We start from the raw sequence: 23,951 nt of genomic DNA on the forward strand, positions 1-23,951 counted from the left end.
AAAGGCTGTGCCGACCCCCAGTCCGAGCATGTCCGATAAAATAGAACTTCGCGCAGAGGTGCCGTCCGAACTGGGCGGTCAACGCCTCGATCAAGTCGCCGCCCAATTATTCGCCGAGCATTCGCGCTCGCGCCTTTCCGCCTGGATCAAGGACGGTCGCCTGACCGTGGACGGGGCGGTACTTCGTCCCCGTGACATCGTCCACGGCGGCTCCGTCCTCGAGCTGACTGCCGAGCAGGAAGCCCAGGGTGAATGGGTTGCCCAGGACATCGAGCTGGACATCGTCTACGAAGACGACGACATCCTGGTGATCAACAAGCCGGCGGGACTGGTGGTGCACCCGGCTGCCGGCCATGCTGACGGCACCTTGCTCAATGCGCTGCTGCATCATATTCCCGACATCATCAACGTGCCGCGGGCCGGCATCGTCCACCGCCTGGACAAGGACACCACCGGCCTGATGGTGGTGGCCAAGACCATCCAGGCGCAGACGCAACTGGTGGCCCAGCTGCAGAGCCGCACCGTCAGCCGCATATATGAATGCATCGTGATCGGCGTGGTGACCGCAGGCGGCAAGATCAATGCCCCCATCGGTCGCCATGGCCAGCAGCGCCAGCGCATGGCGGTGATGGAAGGTGGCAAGCCGGCAGTCAGCCACTATCGGGTACTGGAGCGTTTCCGTTCCCATACCCATGTGCGGGTCAAGCTGGAAACCGGGCGTACCCACCAGATTCGGGTCCACATGGCCCACATCAACTTCCCGTTGGTGGGCGATCCGGCGTACGGCGGCCGCTTCCGCATCCCTCCGGCCGCCAGCCCGACCATGGTCGATTCGCTGAAGAACTTCCCGCGCCAGGCTCTGCATGCGCGCTTTCTCGAGCTGGACCACCCGACCACCGGCAAGCGCATGAGCTGGGAGTCGCCGTTGCCGGAAGACTTCGTCTGGCTGCTGTCGCTGCTCAAGCAAGACCGTGAGGCGTTCATCGGATGAATGACTGGCTGATTCCTGACTGGCCCGTGCCGGCCGGGGTCAAGTCCTGTGTCACCACCCGCAGTGGCGGCGTTAGCCTGGCGCCGTTCGACAGCCTCAACCTGGGCGATCACGTCGACGACCAACCCGAAGCAGTGGCCGAGAACCGGCGTCGCCTCACCGAGCAGTTCTCCATCGCTCCGGCCTGGTTGCAGCAGGTGCATGGGGTCGCGGTGGCCCACGCCGATCCCGCCGTGGTTGCAACCGCTGATGCCAACTGGTCCGCCACGCCGGGCGTTGCCTGCGCGGTGATGACCGCCGACTGCCTGCCGGCGCTGTTCTGTAACCGTGCCGGGACCCGGGTCGCGGCCGCCCATGCTGGTTGGCGTGGGCTGGCTGCCGGAGTGCTGGAAGCCACGCTCGACCACCTCGACGTGCCCGCCGACCAGGTCCTGGTATGGCTAGGGCCGGCGATAGGTCCAAAGCGTTTCGAAGTGGGCGCCGAAGTGCGCGAGGCGTTCGTCACCCAGTTGGCCGAGGCCGAGCAGGCCTTTGTCCCGAGCATCAATGCCGGGCGTTTCATGGCCGATATCTACCAGTTGGCACGCCTGCGCCTGGCGGCCCGTGGTGTCGCCGCTGTTTATGGCGGTGGTTACTGCACTGTCAGCGACTCGCGTTTTTTCTCCTATAGGCGTAATCCGCGTACCGGGCGTTTCGCCTCCCTCGTCTGGCTCGAGCGCTAGACTAATCTGACCTGCGTCAAGCAACTGACGCTTGAATCTCCCAGAATCGACCGCATCTAGGGAATCATCTGGCAGGTTTCTCTATTTAGGTGTGTCCATCGCTCCGGCCTGCTCAAAAGGAAGGTGACTAATGCGTATAGACCGATTGACCAGCAAGCTTCAGCTGGCTTTATCCGATTCCCAATCCCTGGCGGTAGGCCTCGACCACCCGGCCATCGAACCGGCGCACCTGATGCAGGCCCTGCTTGAACAGCAAGGTGGCTCCATCAAGCCCCTGCTGATGCAAGTGGGCTTTGACGTCAACAGCCTGCGCAAGGAACTGAGCAAAGAGCTCGACCAACTGCCGAAGATCCAGAACCCCACTGGCGACGTGAACATGTCCCAGGACCTGGCGCGCCTGCTCAACCAGGCCGATCGCCTGGCCCAGCAGAAAGGCGACCAGTTCATTTCCAGTGAGCTGGTGCTGCTGGCGGCCATGGATGAAAACAGCAAGCTCGGCAAACTGCTGCTGGGCCAGGGCGTGAGCAAGAAGGCCCTGGAAAACGCCATCAATAACCTGCGCGGCGGCGAGGCGGTGAATGACGCCAACGTCGAGGAGTCGCGCCAGGCACTGGATAAGTACACCGTCGACCTGACCAAGCGTGCCGAGGACGGCAAGCTCGATCCGGTGATCGGCCGTGACGACGAGATTCGCCGCACCATCCAGGTGCTGCAGCGCCGGACCAAGAATAACCCGGTGCTGATCGGCGAGCCTGGCGTGGGCAAGACCGCCATTGCCGAGGGCCTGGCCCAGCGGATCATCAATGGCGAGGTGCCCGACGGCCTGAAGGGCAAGCGCCTGCTGGCGCTGGACATGGGCGCGCTGATTGCTGGCGCCAAGTACCGCGGTGAATTCGAGGAGCGGCTCAAGTCGTTGCTCAACGAACTGTCGAAGCAGGAAGGGCAGATCATCCTGTTCATCGACGAACTGCACACCATGGTCGGTGCCGGCAAGGGCGAGGGCGCCATGGACGCCGGCAACATGCTCAAGCCGGCCCTGGCCCGTGGCGAGTTGCACTGCGTTGGCGCCACCACGCTCAACGAATACCGCCAGTTCATCGAAAAAGATGCTGCCCTGGAGCGTCGCTTCCAGAAGGTGCTGGTGGAAGAGCCGAGCGAGGAAGACACCATCGCTATCCTGCGTGGCTTGAAAGAGCGCTATGAGGTGCACCACAAGGTGGCGATCACCGACGGCGCGATCATTGCCGCGGCCAAGCTCAGCCATCGCTATATCACCGATCGCCAGCTGCCGGACAAGGCCATCGACCTGATCGACGAAGCGGCCAGCCGTATCCGCATGGAGATCGATTCCAAGCCCGAAGTGCTCGATCGCCTCGACCGCCGCCTGATCCAGTTGAAGGTGGAGTCCCAGGCGCTGAAGAAAGAAGAAGACGAAGCAGCGAAGAAGCGCCTGGAAAAACTGACCGAGGAAATCGAGCGCCTGGAGCGCGAGTACTCCGACCTCGAAGAAATCTGGGCCTCTGAAAAGGCCGAGGTGCAGGGCTCGGCGCAGATCCAGCAAAAGATCGAGCAAGCTCGCCAGGAGCTGGAAGCGGCGCGGCGCAAGGGTGATCTCAGCCGCATGGCCGAGCTGCAGTACGGGGTGATCCCGGACCTGGAGCGCAGCCTGCAGATGGTCGACCAGCACGGCAAGACCGAGAACCAGTTGCTGCGTAACAAGGTGACCGAGGAAGAAATTGCCGAGGTGGTGTCCAAGTGGACCGGCATTCCTGTGTCGAAGATGCTCGAGGGCGAGCGCGACAAGCTGTTGAGGATGGAAAGCCTGCTGCATCAGCGGGTCATTGGCCAGAATGAAGCGGTGGTGGCGGTATCCAATGCTGTGCGACGCTCTCGCGCTGGCCTGGCGGACCCGAACCGGCCAAGCGGTTCGTTCATGTTCCTCGGCCCGACTGGGGTGGGCAAGACCGAGCTGTGCAAGGCGCTGGCGGAGTTTCTCTTCGATACCGAAGAGGCTATGGTACGGATCGACATGTCCGAGTTCATGGAGAAACACTCCGTGGCTCGCCTGATCGGTGCGCCTCCGGGTTATGTCGGTTACGAGGAAGGTGGCTACCTGACTGAAGCTGTACGCCGCAAGCCGTACTCGGTGATCTTGCTGGACGAGGTGGAGAAAGCGCACCCGGATGTGTTCAACATCTTGCTGCAGGTCCTGGAAGACGGACGGTTGACGGACAGCCACGGGCGTACGGTGGATTTCCGCAATACCGTGATCGTCATGACTTCCAACCTGGGCTCGGCGCAGATCCAGGAGCTGGTGGGCGACCGCGAGGCCCAGCGCGCTGCGGTAATGGATGCGGTATCCAGCCACTTCCGGCCGGAATTCATCAACCGGGTCGATGAAGTGGTGATCTTCGAGCCGTTGGCCCGGGATCAGATCGCTGGTATCACCCAGATCCAGCTGGGGCGTCTGCGTAGTCGTCTGGCGGAGCGTGAGTTGCGCCTGGAGCTGAGTGATGAGGCCTTGGACAAGCTGATCGCCGTGGGTTATGACCCAGTGTACGGTGCTCGGCCGCTGAAACGGGCGATCCAGCGCTGGATCGAGAACCCGTTGGCCCAATTGATCCTGTCCGGCGGTTTCCTGCCTGGCAGCACCATCACGGCGGTGGTGCAGGACGACGAGATCGTCTTCAACTGATCTCCGGTTGCCTGGAAATGAAGAGGCCTCGCATTGCGAGGCCTTTTTTTTCACTAGGGCGTTGAACTGTAAGGAAAAGGCTTGTAAAGTGCGCCCCGCAGTCAGTCACCCCTCAGGTTTTTTCTGCTGAAGAAGAAACCGGCAATGAAGTCGCAAATCATTGTCTTAAAAGCAATTTAGGGGGTTGACAGAGGTTTAAAAGATTGTAAAATGGCGCGCCTCAGAGACATGAACGTAGCGATACGCAGAGAGTCGAAGAGGATGAAGCAACACGTTGTAGCTTGAAGTAATCAGTTCCGTGATAGCTCAGTCGGTAGAGCAAATGACTGTTAATCATTGGGTCCCAGGTTCGAGTCCTGGTCACGGAGCCAACTTCAAACCGGGGTATAGCGCAGTCCGGTAGCGCGCCTGCTTTGGGAGCAGGATGTCAGGAGTTCGAATCCCCTTACCCCGACCATATTTGGGTCGTTAGCTCAGTTGGTAGAGCAGTTGGCTTTTAACCAATTGGTCGTAGGTTCGAATCCTACACGACCCACCATTTTTGAAACCAGTTCGCTGGAATCGAATCTTAAGAGCAGAAGCCAAAAGCGCTGCTCGCGGAAGGCGCCTCTCGAAGGTGCCTTTTTTTTACCGGGGTATAGCGCAGTCCGGTAGCGCGCCTGCTTTGGGAGCAGGATGTCAGGAGTTCGAATCCCCTTACCCCGACCATATTCACGAAGAAGGGCACCTCAATGAGGTGCCCTTTTTCGTTTGTTCCTGAAAATATCCCCAGGTTTGTTGGAGTTGGGCAAGCGGCGGCCCTTGAGCCGCCATTTGTCACGGCTCTTGCGCGCCGTCCCAGATACCTGGCTGGGCCAGCAAGTCCTGCTCCAGGGCCGTCATGGCCAGTTGCACCTGTTCCACATGCTCAGCGATGTCCTCCAGTGACACATGATTGAGGCATGCCTGCTCCAGTTGGCGGCAACGCTCCACCAACAACTCTCCCTTGACCACTCGTGCTGCCCCCTTGATGCGATGAGCCAGCTCTGCAAGTTCGACTGTCGCCTGTTTGCGCAGGCAGGTCGTGAGCGCTTGTTGGTCGGTGCGATTGTTGACGATCAGCTCGCTCAATATATGACGGAGCATTTTCGGCTCACTGCCCACCAGGCTTTGCAGGGATTCCAGGTCGAAGCTGCTTGGTGCAGGCGCATCGCCCTGGGCAGGAAGCAGTTCTATCTCACTATCATCAGTGTCGCCGATGGATAGCAAGCGCAGCTCCAGTTCGTCCAGGCCGATAGGCTTGACCAGGCAATCGTTCATTCCGGCCTGGACACAACGTTCCACTTCCTCAGGCTGGGCGTCGGCGGTCAAGCCGATGATCATTACCGGCGGGCTGATGTTGTCCCGCTCATAGCGGCGAATGGCGCGGGCCAGCTCAGCGCCATTCATGATGGGCATGTGGTAGTCGGTGATGATCATGTCGAATCCTCGCTCGCGCCAGATATTCAACGCATCCAGGCCATTTTCCGCTTCCACCACGTCGTGTCCGAGGAAGCTCAACTGCTGCTGCAGGACCTGGCGGTTCACCGCGTGGTCGTCCACGATCAGGATCTGCAAGCGGTACATCGGGCGCGTCTTGGGCTGCGGCGGGCGCTCCGGGGCTTCCACGCGCTCCAGCGCTTGCAGGAGCAGTTCCACGTCCACCCGGGTACCTTGCCCTAGCGCGCTGCTCAGCGAGATGTGCCCGCCCATCATTTCGCATAGGCTCCGGCAGATCACCAGGCCCAGCCCCGTGCCCTCGGTATGCTGCACATTGCGCTCCACCTGGGAAAACGGCTGGAACAGGCGTTGCTGATTGGCTGGAGAGATACCGATCCCGGTATCTTCCACGCTGAGCTTGACCTTCAGTGCCGAGTTTTCCAGGAAGTCGCCGCCGATGGTCACTTTGATGAAGCCGGACTCGGTGAACTTGATGGCATTGCTCACCAGGTTGGACAGGACCTGCTTGAAGCGCATGCCGTCCACCAGCACGTCGCCGTTGATGCTGGAGTCGATTTCCAGTACCAGGTTCAGGCATTTTTGCCGGGCCAGCCCTTCGAATACCCGGGCGACGGATTCCACCAACTCCCGCAGGTTGGCGCGTTTGGGCGAAAGGCTCAGGCGTCCGGACTCGATCCGGGCGATGTCGAGAATGTCGCCGATCAGCTCCAGCAAGCTCTTGGCCGAGCTGTAGGCGATTTCGATGCTGGAGCGTTCGATCTGGTCGTTGTCGGCTCGCTTGAGCTCCAGCTCAAGGATGCTGATGACGGCGTTCATCGGCGTGCGGATTTCATGGCTCATGGTCGCCAGGAAGGTGGTCTTGGCCCGACTGGCCTCGTCGGCGAGGTTCTTGGCCTCTTTCAGCTCCTGGACCAGATGGCGATGCTTGGTGATATCCAGCCAACCGCAGATCACGCCCTTGGTGACGCCATGGCTGTCCTGGAACGGCTGGATCCAGTGCTCGATCCAGACCTCCTTGCCCTGCAAGCGAACGGTCTCCACCGAGGTGAGGGTCTGGCCAGCGGTGATCGCCTGCAAGTATCGCTGGTGCAGGCCCGGCTCCGCGGAGAAGTGGGCCTCGGGCAGCTCCCGCACGGTCTTGTTCAGCACCTGTTCGGCGTTCAGGCCGACGCTGCGCAGGTAGCTGCGGTTGCAGGACAGCATGGCGCCGTCGAGGTCTCGTATGTAGAGCACTGGCGGCATGTTCTCGGTCAGGGTTTCGATGAAGCGCAACTGGTCGTTGAGGGTTTTCTCGACCCTGACCCGGCGCTGCAGGTAGAAGCCCCAGATCAACGACAGCAATAGCAGCAGCGAGGCCCCGGTGACGATTTCGGCGATGACGATGGTGTAGTCGCGCCAGGTTTCGCCGCTCATGCCCGGTGGTGAGCGCCAATGGTTGGCCATGGCGTTGAGATCGTCCGCCGGAAGGCTGAGCAGGGCCTTGTCGAGGATCGACTGCAACTCCGAATCTTCCCGGCGCAAGGCGAAGTTCGCGGTCTTCTGGCTGGTATGGATCAGGTCGGCGATGGCCAGGCGGTTCTGGAACAGGCGGACGATGTAGTAGCGCGAGGTAGGCAGCGACATCACGGTGGCGTCGGCATCGCCTGAATAGACTTTGTTCAGGCTGTCCAGGGCGGTCTGCGTTTCTATCAGCTCGGTGTCCGGGTAGCGCTCGCGTACTTGCTGCAGCATGACATGCCCGGTGGGAATGGCCAGGCGCTTGCCTGCCAGGTTGCCAGGCGACTTGGCTTTGCCGGTCTTGTCAGCCTGGGTAATCAGCACGAAGGGGCTGGCCAGGAATGGACGGGTGAAACGCAGTTGTTCCTCGCGCTGTGCACTGGCGGTCATGATGGCCAGGTCCGCCTCGGACTGGCGCAAGGTTTCGATCTGCTCCGGATACCCACCATTGCGTGCCATCACCTGGAATTGCAAGCCCGTGCGTTGGGAAATCACTTCCAGCAGTTCTGCGGCCACCCCGGAGAACACGCCGTTGGCATCGAAGAAGGCCACCGGTGCCAAGTCATCGTTGATCACCAGGCGCAGCACCGGATTACGCTCGATCCAGCGGGCTTCCTGGGCTGTCAGGGGGATGCGTTCGTCCGTTGGCAAGAAGCCGCTACCTACCCAGCGCCGGCTCAGCACGGTGAGCTTTTCCTGGCCGAGGGCCTCGATGCTCTGGTCCAGGATCCGTTGCAGGCGTTCGTTGTTGCCCTTGAGTGCGAAGCCGTAGTCGCCCTTGGGATGGTCGGCGAAGCGCTCGAACCTGAGAAAGCCGTAGTAGGAGCGGTTGATCTGGAAGTAGGCGCTGAGCACGTCGTCGACATAGACGTCGGCCTGGCCGAAGGCGGTCGCCGCGATGGCGTTCTCATGGCTGGGCTGCACCACCAACCGGGCAAGGGGGAAGTGGGCGCGTAGCTCGGCGGCGTGTTGCTCGGGCACGGCAACCCTCAGGCCGGCGAGATCGCGAGGCGGGGTGCGCAGTTCATCGCTGCGCTTGAACAGGGCCAGGCGCCCTTCGGCGAACGGCCGGGTGTGCCTGATACTGGCATCGGGATGCCCGGAGTTGTAGCTGCCCATGAAGTCGATGGTCCCGGCTTGCAGCGCCTGCAGGGCCTCTTCGTGGGTCTGGAAGGGAAGGAGCTTGATGCGCACCCCCAGCAACTGCCCCAGCAGGACACTGATATCGGCGGTGATGCCTTCGTAGCGACCATCGTTGTAGCTGACGCTGAAAGGCGCCGATTCTTGTGCGACCGCTCCGATCTTCAATTCCAGCTTGTGTCGTAGCCAGTGCCAATCCTCGTCCTCGAGAGCGAGCTCGTGGTGATCGAGGCGGGCCGTGCTGTACAGCGTATGGGGGAGTACCTGGGCCAAGGCCGGTTGGGGGCCGATGATCGCCAAACAGAGGAAAAGCGAGAAAAGTCGGGAATGCATGATTGCTTCAGAAAAATAGGGAGCCAGGGAGTGGTCGATGGACCGGAGGGGGCAGCATCGGCATGTAGAACAGGGGCGTGGGAGGCTGGTGAACGATCGATGGACTCATTCTGGCGGCGGATCTGCGCGGCAATAGGCTATGAAATGGTGTTCGGGCATCGGTCGCGCGAACAGGAATCCCTGGGCCGCTTGGCATCCGAGGTCCCGCAGGCGTTCTTGCTGTTCGATATTCTCGACACCCTCAATGATCAGCGACATGCCCAGTGAGCGGGCAAGGGCCACTGTGTAACTGATGATTGCGCAGCTCCTGGGTTGGTACTTCATCTTGCGAACGAAGGCACCGTCGAGCTTGATCTGGCTGAAGGGCAGTTCGCATAAGCGCTGTAGTGACGAGTGGCCGGCACCGAAGTCATCCATGGCCAGGCCGCAACCCATCAAGCGCAAGCGCACCAGGTTCTCCAGGCTGCAAGCCGGTGCGGTGATCAGGCTGGTCTCGGTGATTTCGAAGATGATACTGGCCGGTGGCACCTGGAATCGCGCGAGCCAGGTGCCGATAGCACCGCTCAAGGCCTGGGAGGCCAGTTGCGCCGGATGGAGGTTGAAAGAAAACTCCAGGGAGCGGCCCTGGTTGGCGAGACTCCTGCGTAGTGCCAGTCCTTGTTCGAGCAATTGCCAGAACAGGCGGTCCAGGAGCTTGTGCTGTTCCATGAGGGGCAGGAAGTGCGATGGCGGGAGTACGCCAAGTCTTGGGTGATTCCAGCGTGCCAGGGACTCCACGCCAAGCAGAGAGGCGTCCTCGAGCGCCACCCTGGGCTGGTAGTAGGGTTCGAATTCGCCGTTATCCAGGCCACGAACCACTTCGGCCAGGGTCGGCAGGCCGGACCTGGCCAGGGGCAGGGGCTGGCCGTGGCGCCAGCTCTGGTGGCGCGCCAGCATGGCGGCCAGCCGTTCCAGGCGAAATGGCTTGCCCAGGTCACCGAGAAAATGCAGGCCCAGGCGCTTGATCATGGCGATGGTGGTTTGCCGCAGGATCGGGTCGGCCTGGCTGCACAGGATCACCGAGCGCAGCTTGCCGCTCTGACTGGCATGGCGCAAGAAAGCCAGGCCGTCCATGCCGGGCATCCTCAGGTCGCAGATGGCGATGTCGATTTTTTCGCAACGGGCCAGCAGGGCCAGGGCTTCGTCGCCATTACCTGCTTCGTGCACCCGCCCGGGCATCGCCTTGTTCAAGGCGGTGATGGTGATCAGTCGTTGGAGTGGTTCGTCATCCAGAACCAGGACGTTCAAATGTTGCATTGCCGGCTCGAGTCATTGATCGCCGAGCATCTTGCTTAAGATTCCAGAGCAGGGTCCATTGGTCGTATCTCTATGGTTTGTAGGAATTTTCCTCAAGGATAATCGAATTATCTGATTCCATAGGACCTGCTCCTTAACCCCTTGTATCGCCGGTTATTTGTCTGGAACCTGAATTTTCCGCTGGACTAGCAAGAGGATTCTCAACGCGAAGCCAAGGCTCAAGGTTTCGCATGGCAGTGAATGGCGCCTGAGCAAGGTGCGATGGCGTAATTTTTCCAGTGGTCATGGTTGACCGACGTTCGAGTTCTTAAGGTGAAATGACAATATGCACAGCGTATTGATAGTGGATGATCATCCTGTCGTGCGGCTTGCCGTCAAGGTGTTGTTGGAAAAGCACAACATGCGTGTGGTGGCCGAGACAGACAACGGACTGGACGCGTTGGAACTGGTTCGTGAGCATGTACCCGACGCAGTGATCCTCGATATCGGGATTCCCAAGCTCGATGGTCTCAAGGTGTTGTCGCGTATCAAGGCCCTGGGCCTGCCCACCGAAGTATTGGTGCTCACCTCGCAATCGGTGGAGGGCTTCTGCCGGCGTTGCATCCAGTTGGGGGCCCGGGGGTTCGTCAACAAGGAAGAGGATCTGGGCAACCTGGTGGTGGCCCTGAACGCCGTGCTGGCCGGCTACACTTTTTACCCGTCGCTGGCCCTGGATGTGTCCGCGTCGGCGGTGGAACAGCGTTCCGAGGCCGAGCAGATCGGCTCGCTGACCGATCGGGAAATGATCGTCCTGCAGCACCTGGCCCAGGGACATTCGAACAAGGCCATCGGGGAAAAACTGTTCTTGAGCAACAAGACGGTAAGTACCTACAAGACCCGCCTGTTGCAGAAGCTGGGGTTGGGTTCCCAGGTCAGCCTGGCGGAGTTCGCCAAGCGCAATGCGCTGATTCCCTGACCAGGAAGGCGCCGGCCCATTGCGGGCCGGCTTTCCAGACGCATTTGCGCCACCTCTATGACTTGGCCCCCGCTACAGGGCGTAGCGGGGGCCGAGTGTTCAGTGCAGCTTCAGGCGTGGGTCCGTACCGCGTCCGATCCGACTCCCAAGCATCATCATCGACGTGCGGAACATTCCGTACAGGGCCATCTGGTGCATGCGATACAACGAAATGTAGAACATCCGCGCCAACCAGCCCTCGAGCATCACGCTGCCCGTGAGGTTGCCCATAAGGTTGCCCACCGCGGAGAAGCGCGAGAGCGAGATCAGCGAACCGTAGTCGGTGTACTTGTAGGTCGGCAATTCCTTGCTTTCCAGGCGCAGCTTCAACGACTTGGCCAGCAATGACGCTTGCTGGTGCGCGGCCTGGGCCCGTGGTGGAACGTTGCGATCGCTGCCAGGTTGCGGGCAGGCGGCGCAATCGCCGAAGGCGAAGATGTCCGGATCGCGGGTGGTCTGCAGGGTCGGCAATACCTGGAGCTGGTTGATGCGGTTGGTCTCCAGGCCGTCGATATCCTTGAGGAAGCCCGGGGCGCGGATCCCTGCGGCCCACACCTTGAGGCTGGCAGGAATGACCTGGCCGTCGGCGGTGAGCAGGCTTTCTGCGGTCACTTCGCTGACCGAGGCGTTGGTCATGACCCGCACCCCGAGTTTCTCCAGGGTCTTGTGCACCGGCCCGCTGATGCGTTCGGGCAGGGCCGGCAGTACTCTCGGACCGGCTTCGATCAAAGTGATGTGCATGTTCTCCGGGCGGATCCGGTCCAGGCCGTAGGCTGCCAGCTCGTGGGCGGCGTTGTGCAGCTCGGCCGCCAACTCGACGCCCGTGGCGCCGGCGCCGACGATCGCCACGCTGATCTGCTCCAGTTCCTCGGTCTGCCCGGCGTGGGCTCGCAAGTAGTGGTTGAGCAGTTGCTGGTGGAAGCGCTCGGCCTGTTTGCGCGTGTCGAGGAACAGGCAATGCTGGGCGGCGCCCTGGGTGCCGAAGTCGTTGGTGGTGCTACCCACCGCGAGCACCAGGGTGTCGTAGCCGAGCTCACGGGCAGGCAGCAGTTCGGCTCCTTCTTCGTCATAGGTGGCCGCCAGCTGGATTTTTTTCTGCTGGCGGTCGAGCCCACTCATGCGGCCCAGCTGGAACTCGAAGTGGTTCCATTTTGCTTGGGCAACGTAGTTGAGTTCGTCCGCGGAGGAGTTCAGCGATCCGGCAGCCACTTCGTGCAGCAAGGGTTTCCAGATATGGGTCAGGTTGGCGTCGACCAGCGTTATGCTGGCCGTACCGCGTTTGCCCAGGGTCTTACCCAGGCGGGTCGCCAACTCCAGGCCGCCGGCGCCGCCGCCGACGATGACAATACGATGGTTCATGGGGATATCTCGCAAGGCTAAAAGAAATCGGGGCAGTCGACCGAGCGAGCGCGATACGGCTCATAGCGTCAGGTAACTGATAAGACGGCTCAACAGGCCGAGAGCCACGGTCACCACGACCACCACCACGAGGAGCATCCACGGCCTGAAGGGCCGGCGCTCGACTCGGTGCTGGGGCAGGTGCAGGTATTCTTCGACATGGCGTTGGTCGTCGGGGTTCAGGCGGCTGCTCATAAAAGGCCTCGTCGGGTAGACGTCGCAACATGGAGGAATGTTACAGCGCAGTGTAACCCGGCATGAAAAGGAGCATCACCGCTGCCATGTGGAGATCCATGGCAAGCCCCCCGGGGCCGGCAGGCATGAGCGCTTTTTACCATTGCGGGGAGGATTGCGCCATGCCCACCGATGGCGGATTGACGAGCCTTACAAACTGATACCGACATCGAAGACGATGCTGCGCCCCAGGTTGCTGCGCAGGAACTCCGGGGCATCCGGGTGGGCGAACAGCACCCGGGCGAAGGTTGGCCCGACCAGGGACAACGAGCGCCAGCCCTGGCGCAGGTATTCGGTAGGCGGCGGGAAATGGCTGTTGAGGTCCAGCACTTCGCGCTTGAGGGCGGCAAAGGCGATGATGTCCAGCTCCCCCAGGTTCATTCCGCGCTCCTGATAATTGCGAGCCTTCTTGCGCAAGGTCGGCGCCAACCGCAGCAGCAGTTCGCTGGCCGGGATGCGCTTGGGCTTGGCTTCGCGCCGCACCAACTGGCTCAGGGAAAACGCGCTGCGCCGGCGTTGCAGTTCGTCGCGCCATTCATCGTTGAGCCGACGCCCCTCGTCGAGGACGAAGAACACCTCGAAGCTGGCCTCGCGAAACAGTACATCCGGCGGCTCTTGCGCGGGAGCGGTGAATTCGTCATTGCGGTAGGGAATATTCAAGCCTTGCAGCAGGCGCTGGCAGACCCAACGCTCGCGCTCCCATTTGCGGGCATTGGACAGGAACGCATTGGCTTGCTCGGCCTGGATGGTTAGCAGGCGCAAGAAATCTGAGTCATCCATACCCTCAAGCTTAGCGCCCAAATGTGACCTTAAGAACCCGCCGCACGGAAAAAGCACCTCGGCCCTGGCCGTTGCCGGGCGCGCCCACTGGAGCCTGCCCAGGGGCGGTGTAGACTGTTGCGCGTCCCATCGAACGATAAGGAGTGTGCCGTGAAGCGCTGGTCAATGCTGTTGCTGGTCCTGTTGCCGTTGTGGGCCCAGGCCCTCGAGATCGGGGAGCGCCTGGCGCCCTGGACCCTGTTGGACCAGTTCGACGAGGCCTATAGCCTCGACGGCCAGGCCCGGATCCTGTTGGTGGCACGCAGCATGGACGCGGCCAAGCTGGTGAATGCGGCGCTCAAGGACCAGCCCAAGGGCTATCTGCAGGAGCGGGGTGGCGTCTTTGTCGCCGATATCCAGCGCATGCCCGCGCTGATCGCCAAGATGTTCGCCGTACCGGCCATGCGCGACTATCCCTACCGGGTGATGCTCGATCGTGAGGGGCGAGTGGCGCCGCGCTACCCGGCAACCGAGGACAAGGTGCTGTGGCTGCAACTGCGGGATGGACAACTCGTCGAGCGCCATGAGTACGCCAGTGCCGAGCAGCTAGCTGCGGCCCTGGAGCAAGCCAGGCCATGATCAGCGCGGCACTGCTGGCGCCGCAGACGCTGGTCCTGGGCTGGCTGCTGTATGTGCCGCTGCTGCTCTGGGCCATATGGCGAGCGCCCTGGGTCGAGCTGTTCACCGACAGTCGCCGCCAGCACCTGCTGTTCGGCACGGTCTTCGCCCTGTTCCTGTTGTGGCTGGTCCGACGGGATTTCGATACCGGCGTGTCCTATCACTTCATCGGCATGACTGCGGTGACCTTGTTGCTGGATTGGCCCCTGGCCATGGTCGGGGGCCTGGTCGCGCAGTTGGGTCTACTGGCGTTGGGACGCCAGGACCTGGCGGCCCTGGGCATCAACGGGATGTTGCTGGTGCTGCTGCCGGTGGCGGTGACCGAGGCCTGCGCCTGGTTGGTGGAGCGGGCCCAGCCGCGCAACCTGTTCGTCTATATCTTCTGTTCGGGGTTTTTTGCCGCTGCGCTCTCGGCATTGTTGTGCCTGCTGTGCGGATTGGGCCTCTTGTGGTTGGACGAGCGTTTCGCCATGCCCGAATGGCTGGAGGACTTCATCGGCTACCTGTGGCTGATCATCTTTCCCGAGGCCTTCATCAACGGCATGGTGGTCAGTGCGCTGGTGGTGTTCTGCCCTGAGTGGCTGGAGACCTTCAACCGCACCCGTTACCTCTCGGCGCCCTGGAAGGACGAGGATCCGCGCCCTTGATCCATATCAATTGCGCACGCCTGGCCGCGCTGCATGCTCGGCAAAAATTCCAGGAGTGCGGTCATGAGTGTCTATCAGTGGGCCCGGCAGGAAGTGCGCGACAGTCTGCAAAACGCCCTGCAGGAGGGCTTTGAGCCCGGGCTGAGCTTGCGGGCGCTGCTCAGCGCGGTGGTACAGCAGAGCAAGAATGTGCGCAGCATCGAGGACCTGGCGGATGAGTTACAGTTCCTCGCGGAAAACCTCGACGACGATCAGGACTACAGCTTCATGCGGCCCTGATCGGCCTTCAAGAGAATCTTCAGTGGGCGCGGGGCGGCAGTTCTTCGGAGAACAGGTCGTCCTCGGCGTCCGGGCTCACCGGGATCTTGTGCTCCTCTGCGGCCCAGGCTCCAAGGTCGATCAGTTTGCAACGATCGGAGCAGAACGGCCGGTTGACGTTGGCCGGGGTCCATTCCACTGGGGCGCCACAGGTCGGGCATTCGACGGTCAAGGGTTGGCTCATGGCTGGCCTCCACGCAAGGTTAGATAAAAGTGATGCAGGCGTTCGACTTCGCTGTGCAACCAGGCACGGTCGCGGTCGTTGACCAGTACGTCGTCGGCATTTCGTAGGCGCTCCTCGCGGCTGGCCTGGGCCTGGAGAATTGCCTGGACCTGCTGTTCGCTGACCTGGTCGCGCAACAGGGTGCGTTCGATCTGCAACTGTTGGGGCGCATCGATCACCAGGATGCGCTGGGTCATCCGGGCCTGCCCCGATTCCACCAGCAACGGCGAAACCAGGATGGCATAGGGCGATTGCGCCCGGGCCAGGTGGCTGGCGATTTCCTCGGCGATCAGCGGATGCAGCAGGGCCTCCAGCCAGCGTCGCTGCTGTGGGTCCTCGAAGATCAGCTTGCGCAGGGCGGCACGGTCCAGTTGGCCGTCGGCCTGCAGCACGCCCTCGCCAAAATGCCGGGCGATCTGTTCCAGGGCCGGGCGTCCGGGCTCTACCACCCAGCGGGCGGCATGATCGGCATCGATCACATGGATACCCAGGTCGATGAAGTGCTGGGCAGCGGCGCTCTTGCCGCTACCGATCCCGCCGGTGAGGCCGAGGATCCAGGGGGTGTTAACGGAGCGAGTCATTGGAAACCGACAAACTGCAAATAGAAGTCGGTTATTTGACCACCCCAGAGCAAGGCAATCCAGCCGGCAATGGCCAGAAAGGGGCCGAAGGGGATCGGAGTCGAGCCCTTGGCCTGGCGCAGGCGCAACAATAGGCTGCCAATCAGTGCCCCGGCCAGGGAGGCCAGCAGCAAGGTCAGCGGCAGGACCTGCCAGCCGCCCCAGGCCCCTAGCATCGCCAGCAGCTTGAAATCGCCATGGCCCATGCCGTCCTTGCCAGTCAGCAGCTTGAACAGCCAGAACACCGACCACAGCAGCAGGTAACCCACCACCGCGCCCCAGAGGGCGTCCTCCAGGCTCGCCAGCAGGCCGAAGCTGTTGACGATCAAGCCCAGCCATAACAGGGGCAGTACCAGCACATCCGGCAGCAATTGGTGCTCGGCATCGATCATGCTCATGCCCAGCAGGCCCCAGCTCAATAGCAACAGCAGGCCGGCCGTCCAGCCGAAGCCGAAATGCCAGGCCACGAATGCCGAAAGCAGTCCACACGCCAGCTCGACCAGTGGGTAGCGCACGCTGATCCGGGTCTTGCAGTGGGCGCAGCGACCGCCCAGCCACAGGTAGCCGAGCAGGGGGACGTTATGCCAGGGGCGCACGGGCTGTGCGCAATGCGGGCAGTGAGAGTGGGGGAGCAACAGGTTGTAGGGAGCTGTCACGGGCTCCGCGGGCAGCCCCAGGATTTCATGGGCCTGGGCGCGCCAATCGCGCTCGAGCATGCGCGGCAGGCGCCAGGCCAGCACGTTGAGGAAGCTGCCGACGATCAGCCCCAGTACCAGGGATGCCAGCACGAACGCCAGGGGGTAAAGGCTCAGGACTTCAGTCAAGGACATGTTCAGATCGCTGTACCGAGTTGAAAGATGGGCAGGTACATGGCTAGCACCAGGGCTCCGACGATACTGCCCAGCAGCACCATGATCAAAGGCTCCATGAGGCTGGTCAGGCTGTCCACCAGGTCGTCCACCTCGCTCTCATAGTGCATGGCGATTTTTTCCAGCAGATGATCGAGGGTGCCGGACTCTTCGCCAATGGCGGTCATCTGGATCGCCATTTCCGGGAAGACGCCGCTGGCGCGCATGGCGAAGTTCAATTGCATGCCGCTGGCGACTTGTACCTGGATCCGCTCCACTGCCCGGCGATGCACGCTGTTGCCGCTGGCCCCCGCCACCGATTCCAGGGCTTGTACCAGCGGCACGCCGGCGGCGAAGGTGGTGGCCAGGGTCCGGGCCAGGCGGGCCACGGCGGCCTTGTTCAACAAGGTGCCGGTCAGGGGGAGGCGCAGCAGGACGATATCCACGGCATCGCGCAGACGGGGCGAGCGGCGATAGGCCAGGCGCGCGCCGAAACCCAGCCCCAGGCTGGCAGCCAGCAGGCTCGCGCCATGATCTTGGAGAAAGTGCGAGAGGCCGATGACCCAACGGGTCAGCAGGGGGAGTTCGGCATTGAAGCCGGCGAACAGGCTCTGGAACTGCGGGACGACCTTGAGCAGCAGGATGCTGCTGACGATGATCGCCACTCCGATCACCGCCAGGGGATAGACCATGGCCTTGTACAACCGGGCCTTGAGGCGCTCGCTCTGTTCCTGGTAGCTGGCGACCCGCTCCAGCAGGGTATCCAGGGCCCCGGCCTGCTCCCCGGCTTCTACCAGGTTGCAGTACAGCGGGTCAAAATGGCGCGGGTGCCGGCGCAATGCGCTGGCCAGGCTGGAGCCAGCCTCGATATCGCGCTTGAGGCTGGCCAGCAGTTGGCGCATGGATGGCTGTCCGAAGCTTTCGGCGATTATTTCCAGGGATTGCAGCAGGGGTACGCCGGCCTGGAACAAGGTCGCCAGTTGCCGGGCGAACAGGGCGATGTCCCGGGGCCTGATCCGTTGTCCCAGGCGCGGCAGGCCGGGGGACTTGCGCCGGATCCGGCTCGGGACTATGCCCTGTCGGCGCAGGCGGGCCCTGGCCAATGCCCGGCTGGCGGCAACCAATTCGCCTTGCAGGGCATGGCCCTGGTTATCGGTGCCCTGCCAGACATAGGTGCTGGTGGCGGGTGGTTGTACCGTCATGGTTCGGTCCTTGAGCAGACGGAGGTCGAGGCGGACGTCGCCTTGCTGCAGAACCAGCGGCAGGACGTGTCCACGCCTAGCCAAGCCTAGCCGTGGCGAGCTGCCGGGTAGCGTCAGGTGCTGACCAGATTTGTCAGTTGATGCGACTTCTGCTTCTCGAGAGCTGGACCACCTAGCGCGCAGGCCATGTATTTCATGGGTTTTGTTCCCTGGCACGGGGCGTGCTTCGAAGCTGATGGCCCTTGTGGCCTTTCTTGTAACTTTCGTTCAAGCCAGGAGGCGACCCAATGAAACGACAGTCTGGTTTCACCCTGATCGAATTGCTGGTGGTGGTAGCGATCATCGGCGTACTCGCCATGGTGGCAATGCCGCTGTATGCCAAGTATCAAGCGCGAGCCAAGGTCATCGCCGCGCTGGCGGAGGTCTCGGCGCTCAAGGCTGGTGTCGAGGACCTGCTGGGCCAGGGCACCGATCCGACCCTGGCGCTGGTCGGAGGCACGGCCCAGACAGCCAACTGCCGGATGACCGCCAGCGGCACGGCCGCCACCGGAGAGGGCAGTATCGGCTGCACCATCCTCAACGCCCCGGGCCCGGTGCTGGACAAGAGCCTGACCCTGATTCGCTCGGCAACCACCGGTTGGAGCTGCACCACCACGGTGGACGCCGACTATGCTCCCAAAGGCTGCGAGACCGAGGAGGCGTGAGCCTGGGCCAGTTCCCCGGTAAAACTCGCAACTTGCATGCAGGGAGAGGGGAAATCATGCATTTTGCATGGTCCTGATTTTTTCATACTTATGTAACTAATTGATTTTTATGGTTATTTTTGCGGTTATGAATTTGGCACAGCCCCTGCAATATCTCTGATAACCCTGTGGCCAGGACACGGCGCAGGCTTTCCAGAAAAACAGGAGTTACTCGTATGAAGAAGTTCGCTATCGCTGCTGCAACCGCTACCGCTCTGACCCTGACCATGGCCAACGCAGCCTTTGCGCAGCCCACCCAAGGCACTCAGTCGCCGATGGTCGTGGCCGCTGGTGAAGTGACCAAGGCCAAAGAGGCCACCTCCGACACCTGGATCACCACCAAAGTGAAAAGCGATCTGGTCACCGAGAAAGGCATTCCTGGTACCGATATCAAGGTCGAAACCAACAAGGGCGTAGTTTCGCTGTCGTCCACCGTGGCCATTACCGAGGCACAGAAAGCCACCGCAGTGGCAATTACCAAGAAGATCAAGGGCGTGAAGGCAGTCTCCGCTGATGGCCTGAAGGCCGAGTAAGACCCAGCCTCCTGCCTGGACAGGTGGAGGACGCGGCGGGTACTTGAGCTGCCTCTTCCAAGGGTTCATGCGGAAGATCACAAGGACGTGATCATTACAGGCCCCGGCACTAGTGTCGGGGCCTGTTCTATTGGGCGGGATTCAAAGTTGCTGGCTGGCTTAGGCGAAGGACGCCGGGCGTGGCCCGGCGCAAACCTGATTACTCGCTGTCCAGGTGCATCGGGGTGATGACGTTGCCGTTGCTTTCGGCTTCGCCCAGGTTGGCATCGATGAAGTAGACCCGGTCATCGGCCAGCTGGGCCTTGTCCACCAGGAAGTCCTTGATGCTGCTGGCCCGCTCCTGGCCCAGTTGACGCAGCAATACTTCGCTGCCGCTCCAGAACTGGATCAGGCCCTCGCGCAGCTTGGCGCTGCGTTCGTCGCGGCTGAGCTGGCTCCATTCTGCTGGCGGCTGCTGCTTCAGGCGGGTGCGGTAGATACCCTCCAGCAGTGGCGCCTTCTCATCTTCCGGGACCTTCAACAAGGATGCCTGTGCCGGGACCTTGTCGCCGCGACGCTGGAGGATCTTGTAGTAGTTGTACTGATATTCGCGCTCCAGTCGCTGGTCGGCGATCAGCGGACCATCGCTGCTCTTGGCGCTGGTGCCCTCGATCTCCAGGCGCAGGGTCGGGCGTTCCTGGAGGGCCTTGGCCAAAGTGGTCAGGGCCGATTCGGATTCCTTGCTCAATTCGCTGGAACCAGGGGCGAAGCTGACGCTGCCCAGATCCTCCGAGCCGCCACCGGTGATCAGGCCGCCGATGAACTTGAACGGCGCCTGGGCCGCACGCAGCACCAGGTTGCGCAGGGTTTGCCAGACGATCGGCATGACGCTGAATTGCGGGTTGTTCAGATCACCGGAAATGGGCAGTTCGATGGAAATCTTGCCGTCGGTGTCCTTGAGCAGGGCCACCGCGAGGCGGATCGGCAGATCCACGGCGTCCGGGCTGTCTACTTTTTCCCCCAGTTGCAATTGCTCGACCACCAGTTTGTTCTCGGCCTTGAGCTGGCCCTTGGTGATCATGTAGTGCAGGTCGAGGTTGAGCCGGCCCTTGCGAATGCGAAAACCCGCGAACTTGCCGGAGTAGGGGGTGAGGGTGGTCAGCTCGACCCGCTTGAAGCTGGTGGCGATGTCCAGGGCCGCCATCGGGTCGAAAGGATTGACGCTGCCCTTGATGGTCACCGGCGCATAGCGGTCGACCTTGCCCTTGACGTCGACGTCCGCCGGCTTGGCCTGGCGGCTGTCGATGGTACCGATCCTGCCGTTGAGTTGCTGCACAGCGGTGGCGAAGTTGGGGGTCAGGGTCAGGTCGGCGAAGTTGGCCGAGCCGTCGTTGATGGCGATTTCGCCGATGCGGATGCCCAGTGGCTTGCCCGAGCTGGCGGCCGGCTTGGCCGTGGACTTGCCGGAGCTGCTCGCCGGTTGCGGGATCAGCAGATCGTCGACGTTGGTGGTGCGGTCATCGTTGATGATGAAGCGGGCATAGGGCTGCATCAGGTTGATGCGGCTGATGTTCAAGCTGTCGCCGTGCTGGTAGTTCAGGCCTTCGACCACCACCTGCTTCCACTTAACGAAGTCGCGGGTCTTGAGGGTATCCAGGGTATGCAGTTGATCCACGTTGGCCCGGCCGGTGATGCTGAAGGCCAGTGGTTCGACCTTCTTCAGGTCTACCGCCAGGTCGCTGCCGAGCATGCCGCTACGCAGTTCCAGGCGGATGAAGGGGCTGATGTAGGACTGGGCGACTCGCAGGTCGATGTCCTTGGTCTGGACCTTGAGCTTGGCGGTGATCGGGTTGAGATTGACTTCGCCGCTGGCATTGATCCGGCCTTGCTTGCCCAGTCCGCTATCGAGCTTGAGGGTGAAGGGCGACTGGTTGAGGCTGTCGAAGTTCTTCAGGTCCAGGTTCAGCGGCCCCACTTCCAGGGCCACTGCCGGCTTGACCTGGCGATCTGCCAGGTGCACCTGGTAGTTGCGCAACTCGATGTCCTTGAGCAGTACCTGCCAGGGCTTGCTCGGGGCCGCGGGCTCCTTGGGGGCTTCGGCGGTGGCCGGTTCATGCTTGGGGGCCGGCTTGGGCGGTTGGCTGGCGAACAGCTTCTGCCAGTCCAGCTGGCCATCGGCCTCGCGGGCGGCCCAGGTCTCGAGCTTCTGGCTGCGGATCTTGCCGACCACCACTTGCTGCTTGGCCAGGTCCACCGTGGTCTCGCTGACATCCAGGCGCTCCAGGCGCGCCAGCGGTCGGCCATCCGGGGCCTTGATGGCGAATGGAGCGACGCTGAGCGAGGCGTTGTCCAGTAGCAGTTCGGTGCCCTTGGCCAGGCTGAACTTGTAGTGGGTATCGAGGTTCAGCAGGCCGTCTTCCAGCACCAGCGGCACCGCATCGCGGACGTAGGGCCACCAGGCCTTCATCTTGCCGCCGGTGACCTTCAGGGTGCCTTCGGAGGTCAGCGGGGTCACGCTGAAGTTACCGCTCCAGTCGATCTGTCCACCTTCGGGGCCGGTGGCCACCAGGGTCATGTCGGCGCTGTCGTCGGGCAGGGTGCTGAGGTTCTTCAGTTCGAACTCGAGCTTGTCGTAGAGGAACTCGATGGGCTCGCTGGGGCGCAGGTCCTGGAAGTGCACGTAGCCGCCGGCCAGCTTGATGCGCTCGATGCGTACCGGAAACGGCTTGGCCTCGGGGTCGCTGGGGGTCGGCTCGCTGGCGGGCAGCTTGAACAGGCCCAACAGGTTGAGCTGGCCATTCTTGTCGAACAGGATCTCGGTCTTGGGCCGGTCCAGCTCCACATCCGCCAGGTGCAGCGCCCGGGTCCACAGGCTGTCCAGTTGCAGGTTGGCGTAGAGGCGGTCGAAGGCGATCTGTTCCTTGCCCGGCTCGCCGATGTTCAGGCCCCAGACGGTGAGCTCCAGGCTGAAGGGGGTGAGTTCGATGCGCTGGATATGGGCCGGCGTGGTGGAGTAGTTGGCCAACTGCTGGTTGGCCACGCGCAGGGCGATGCCTGGCAGGATCAGGAAACCCAGCAGACTGTAAAGGGCCAGGGCGGTCAACAAGGCGCCGATAGCGCGAATCAATCCTTTGGTCATGCGAGGCTTCATCTTTTGAATCAAATGTGCCTTGGAGTATGGCACGCGTTTACGGTTCCGAGACCAGCCCTGTTTTCAGGATTGTTCAGATTTTGTAGCTGTCCTTAAAGTTGCAGGACCAGGGTTTTCAGTGGTGGCTGGCCGTCCTGGGAGGGAAAATCCGCAGCCGGTTTCAGCACCTGGCAGTCGCGTACCGGGCGCCCGGCTTTCTCGGCGCAACGCAGCACCTGGTCGCGCCAGTCCTGCAGCGAGACCTTGGCCAGGTTGTTGCAGCAGATCAGCACTCCACCCTTGGCGGTGGCCAGCAGGGCGGGCTTGAGCAGGCTCTGGTAGTCGCGCAGCAGGTCGACGGTGCCGAAGGCGCTCTTGGCCCAGGCTGGTGGGTCCAGGAGTACCAGGTCGTACTGGCGCTGTTCCAGGCGCGGATAGCTGGGCAGTTTCTGGCCTCGCCGCTGGCTGATCGGCAGGCCCGCCAGCTGGCGGATCGCCGGGAAGTAGTCCGACTGCACGAATTGCATCGGCGGCAGTTGCGGGTTGAGCTGGCCGTTCTCCCGGCCGACCGCCAGGTTGCCTTCGGCGAAGTCCAGGTTGCAGACCTCCCGGGCGCCGCCGGCCGCGGCGCAAAGGCCCACACCGCAGGTGTAGGCGAAGAGGTTGAGCACACTCTTGCCGGCGCTGTGGTGCTTGACCCAGCCCCGGGCATTGCGCAGGTCCAGGAACAGCAGCGGGTCCTGCCCGGCGTGGCGTCCACGGACCCGGTAGTTCAGGCCCCATTCATGCCCGACCAGGTCTTGCAGGGCAGCGTCTTCGGCGCGGTATACCGAATCCTCGCGGGCGATGCGCGAGTTGCCCTGGGAGCGATCGTTGTAGACCAGCAGGGTGGACAGTTGCAGTCGCTGGTCGACGATTTCCTGCAGTTGCAGCAAGGCATCGCGCTCCAGCGGTTGGTGAAAGCTCTGTACCAGCAGCTGCGGGCCGTAGCGGTCGACGGTCAGGCCACCGGCGCCTTCCTGGCTGCCATGGAACAGGCGATAGCAATCGGTGCCTTGCTGGTGGAGGTCGGCGAGCAGGTCCTGGCGATGATCGAGGGCGGCGCGCAGCGCCTGGTTCAAGGAAGACATGCGGGCGCCTTGCGAATGATTGGGCGGGGCAGTTTACCAGCTTCGTCCAGTGCTTGTAGGCGAGGCGCGCTTGGCTGTAGGAGCGAGGCTTGCCTGCGATCGAGCGTCCACGAAGACGCGCTGTACCTGATGCACTGCGCTGTAACGACGTGTGTTTCGCGGGCAAGCCTCCTACAAATGTACGGGATGTACGGGTTAGCGCTCGATCGCCAGGGCCACGCCCTGGCCGCCGCCGATGCACAGGGTCGCCAGGCCCTTGTGCACATCGCGCTTGATCATTTCATGCAGCAGGGTCACCAGCACCCGGCAGCCCGACGCGCCGATGGGGTGGCCGATGGCGATGGCGCCGCCGTTGACGTTGA

Annotated in this window: 20 protein-coding genes, 4 tRNA genes and 1 pseudogene; 13 read left to right on the forward strand and 12 right to left on the reverse strand. The window is 62.2% G+C overall.

Annotation, left to right across the window (positions count from 1 at the left end):
- Positions 1 to 28 precede the first annotated feature (28 nt).
- The 7 genes from rluD (at position 29) to CAG11_RS16200 (ending at position 5,116) form a co-directional block, all read left to right on the forward strand.
- Complete coding sequence (rluD, locus tag CAG11_RS16170) at positions 29 to 991, forward strand: 23S rRNA pseudouridine(1911/1915/1917) synthase RluD (protein WP_031320555.1); 963 nt, start codon at positions 29 to 31, stop codon at positions 989 to 991.
- Entirely contained in the window at positions 988 to 1,713 is a 726-nt protein-coding gene (gene pgeF, locus CAG11_RS16175) for a peptidoglycan editing factor PgeF (RefSeq protein ID WP_085597055.1), read from the forward strand. The genes rluD and pgeF overlap by 4 nt, the downstream gene beginning before the upstream one ends.
- Before the next feature lie 130 nt (positions 1,714 to 1,843).
- Entirely contained in the window at positions 1,844 to 4,408 is a 2,565-nt protein-coding gene (clpB, locus tag CAG11_RS16180) for an ATP-dependent chaperone ClpB (RefSeq protein ID WP_053134614.1), read from the forward strand.
- A 295-nt stretch (positions 4,409 to 4,703) separates the two neighbouring features.
- Positions 4,704 to 4,779: transfer RNA gene (locus CAG11_RS16185), tRNA-Asn, on the forward strand.
- A gap of 9 nt (positions 4,780 to 4,788) precedes the next feature.
- Positions 4,789 to 4,865: transfer RNA gene (locus tag CAG11_RS16190), tRNA-Pro, on the forward strand.
- Between the two features lie 5 nt (positions 4,866 to 4,870).
- A tRNA-Lys gene (locus tag CAG11_RS16195) sits at positions 4,871 to 4,946 on the forward strand.
- 93 nt (positions 4,947 to 5,039) lie between these two features.
- A tRNA-Pro gene (locus tag CAG11_RS16200) sits at positions 5,040 to 5,116 on the forward strand.
- A gap of 108 nt (positions 5,117 to 5,224) precedes the next feature.
- On the opposite strand, the gene CAG11_RS16205 is transcribed toward CAG11_RS16200, so the two are convergent.
- Together CAG11_RS16205 and CAG11_RS16210 are read right to left on the reverse strand one after the other, a co-directional pair.
- Positions 5,225 to 8,857, reverse strand: a complete 3,633-nt coding sequence (locus CAG11_RS16205; RefSeq protein WP_085597056.1) for an ATP-binding protein — start codon at positions 8,855 to 8,857, stop codon at positions 5,225 to 5,227.
- 105 nt (positions 8,858 to 8,962) lie between these two features.
- On the reverse strand, positions 8,963 to 10,153 hold the full coding sequence (locus CAG11_RS16210) for an EAL domain-containing protein (RefSeq protein ID WP_085597057.1): 1,191 nt from the start codon (positions 10,151 to 10,153) through the stop codon (positions 8,963 to 8,965).
- Positions 10,154 to 10,478: 325 nt separating this feature from the next.
- Here CAG11_RS16210 and CAG11_RS16215 point away from each other — a divergent pair, with 325 nt between their 5' ends.
- Positions 10,479 to 11,108, forward strand: a complete 630-nt coding sequence (locus tag CAG11_RS16215; RefSeq protein WP_085597058.1) for a response regulator transcription factor — start codon at positions 10,479 to 10,481, stop codon at positions 11,106 to 11,108.
- A gap of 99 nt (positions 11,109 to 11,207) precedes the next feature.
- On the opposite strand, the gene CAG11_RS16220 is transcribed toward CAG11_RS16215, so the two are convergent.
- From CAG11_RS16220 to CAG11_RS16230, 3 genes are all read right to left on the reverse strand, one after another.
- Entirely contained in the window at positions 11,208 to 12,506 is a 1,299-nt protein-coding gene (locus CAG11_RS16220) for an NAD(P)/FAD-dependent oxidoreductase (RefSeq protein ID WP_085597059.1), read from the reverse strand.
- 60 nt (positions 12,507 to 12,566) lie between these two features.
- Positions 12,567 to 12,740, reverse strand: a complete 174-nt coding sequence (locus CAG11_RS16225) for a DUF3094 family protein (protein WP_022641066.1) — start codon at positions 12,738 to 12,740, stop codon at positions 12,567 to 12,569.
- A 189-nt stretch (positions 12,741 to 12,929) separates the two neighbouring features.
- Positions 12,930 to 13,559, reverse strand: coding sequence for a DUF1780 domain-containing protein (locus CAG11_RS16230; RefSeq protein ID WP_085597060.1), 630 nt, complete (start codon positions 13,557 to 13,559; stop codon positions 12,930 to 12,932).
- A gap of 150 nt (positions 13,560 to 13,709) precedes the next feature.
- On the opposite strand from CAG11_RS16230, the gene CAG11_RS16235 reads away from it, so the two are divergent.
- The 3 genes from CAG11_RS16235 (at position 13,710) to CAG11_RS16245 (ending at position 15,142) form a co-directional block, all read left to right on the forward strand.
- Positions 13,710 to 14,177 (forward strand): hypothetical protein, encoded by a 468-nt coding sequence (locus CAG11_RS16235; protein ID WP_031320553.1) that lies wholly within the window; start codon positions 13,710 to 13,712, stop codon positions 14,175 to 14,177.
- Positions 14,174 to 14,863 carry an energy-coupling factor ABC transporter permease gene (locus tag CAG11_RS16240; protein WP_085597061.1) on the forward strand — a complete coding sequence of 230 codons (690 nt, stop codon included), beginning with the start codon at positions 14,174 to 14,176 and terminating at the stop codon, positions 14,861 to 14,863. Before CAG11_RS16235 ends, CAG11_RS16240 begins: the two co-directional genes overlap by 4 nt.
- A gap of 63 nt (positions 14,864 to 14,926) precedes the next feature.
- Positions 14,927 to 15,142, forward strand: coding sequence for a hypothetical protein (locus CAG11_RS16245; protein ID WP_022641062.1), 216 nt, complete (start codon positions 14,927 to 14,929; stop codon positions 15,140 to 15,142).
- Positions 15,143 to 15,161: 19 nt separating this feature from the next.
- Here CAG11_RS16245 and yacG read toward each other — a convergent pair whose 3' ends face one another.
- From yacG to CAG11_RS16265, 4 genes are read right to left on the reverse strand one after another with little or no spacing between them, the layout of a single operon-like run.
- Positions 15,162 to 15,365 carry a DNA gyrase inhibitor YacG gene (yacG, locus tag CAG11_RS16250; RefSeq protein ID WP_085597062.1) on the reverse strand — a complete coding sequence of 68 codons (204 nt, stop codon included), beginning with the start codon at positions 15,363 to 15,365 and terminating at the stop codon, positions 15,162 to 15,164.
- A complete protein-coding gene (coaE, locus tag CAG11_RS16255) occupies positions 15,362 to 15,985 on the reverse strand; it encodes a dephospho-CoA kinase (protein ID WP_085597063.1) in 624 nt (207 codons plus the stop codon). Before coaE ends, yacG begins: the two co-directional genes overlap by 4 nt.
- On the reverse strand, positions 15,982 to 16,854 hold the full coding sequence (locus CAG11_RS16260) for an A24 family peptidase (protein ID WP_085597064.1): 873 nt from the start codon (positions 16,852 to 16,854) through the stop codon (positions 15,982 to 15,984). Before CAG11_RS16260 ends, coaE begins: the two co-directional genes overlap by 4 nt.
- Positions 16,855 to 16,856: 2 nt before the next feature.
- Positions 16,857 to 18,074 carry a type II secretion system F family protein gene (locus CAG11_RS16265; RefSeq protein WP_085597065.1) on the reverse strand — a complete coding sequence of 406 codons (1,218 nt, stop codon included), beginning with the start codon at positions 18,072 to 18,074 and terminating at the stop codon, positions 16,857 to 16,859.
- A gap of 287 nt (positions 18,075 to 18,361) precedes the next feature.
- Between CAG11_RS16265 and CAG11_RS16270 the strand changes: the two genes are divergently transcribed.
- Together CAG11_RS16270 and CAG11_RS16275 are read left to right on the forward strand one after the other, a co-directional pair.
- Positions 18,362 to 18,778: a pilin gene (locus CAG11_RS16270; RefSeq protein WP_085597066.1), complete on the forward strand. Its 417-nt coding sequence runs from the start codon at positions 18,362 to 18,364 to the stop codon at positions 18,776 to 18,778.
- Between the two features lie 215 nt (positions 18,779 to 18,993).
- The gene (locus tag CAG11_RS16275) at positions 18,994 to 19,350 is read left to right on the forward strand and encodes a BON domain-containing protein (protein WP_022641055.1); all 357 of its coding nucleotides are present in this window, start codon (positions 18,994 to 18,996) and stop codon (positions 19,348 to 19,350) included.
- A gap of 199 nt (positions 19,351 to 19,549) precedes the next feature.
- Here the strand turns inward: CAG11_RS16275 and CAG11_RS16280 are convergent, their stop codons facing one another.
- From CAG11_RS16280 to CAG11_RS16290, 3 genes and pseudogenes are all read right to left on the reverse strand, one after another.
- The gene (locus CAG11_RS16280) at positions 19,550 to 22,468 is read right to left on the reverse strand and encodes a DUF748 domain-containing protein (RefSeq protein WP_085597067.1); all 2,919 of its coding nucleotides are present in this window, start codon (positions 22,466 to 22,468) and stop codon (positions 19,550 to 19,552) included.
- A gap of 104 nt (positions 22,469 to 22,572) precedes the next feature.
- The gene (locus tag CAG11_RS16285; protein WP_085597068.1) at positions 22,573 to 23,589 is read right to left on the reverse strand and encodes a class I SAM-dependent rRNA methyltransferase; all 1,017 of its coding nucleotides are present in this window, start codon (positions 23,587 to 23,589) and stop codon (positions 22,573 to 22,575) included.
- 195 nt (positions 23,590 to 23,784) lie between these two features.
- Positions 23,785 to 23,951: pseudogene (locus CAG11_RS16290) on the reverse strand (acetyl-CoA C-acetyltransferase); the annotation flags it as partial.

It is taken from the genome of Pseudomonas sp. B6(2017) (assembly GCF_002112765.1).
GTDB lineage: Bacteria > Pseudomonadota > Gammaproteobacteria > Pseudomonadales > Pseudomonadaceae > Aquipseudomonas > Aquipseudomonas piscis.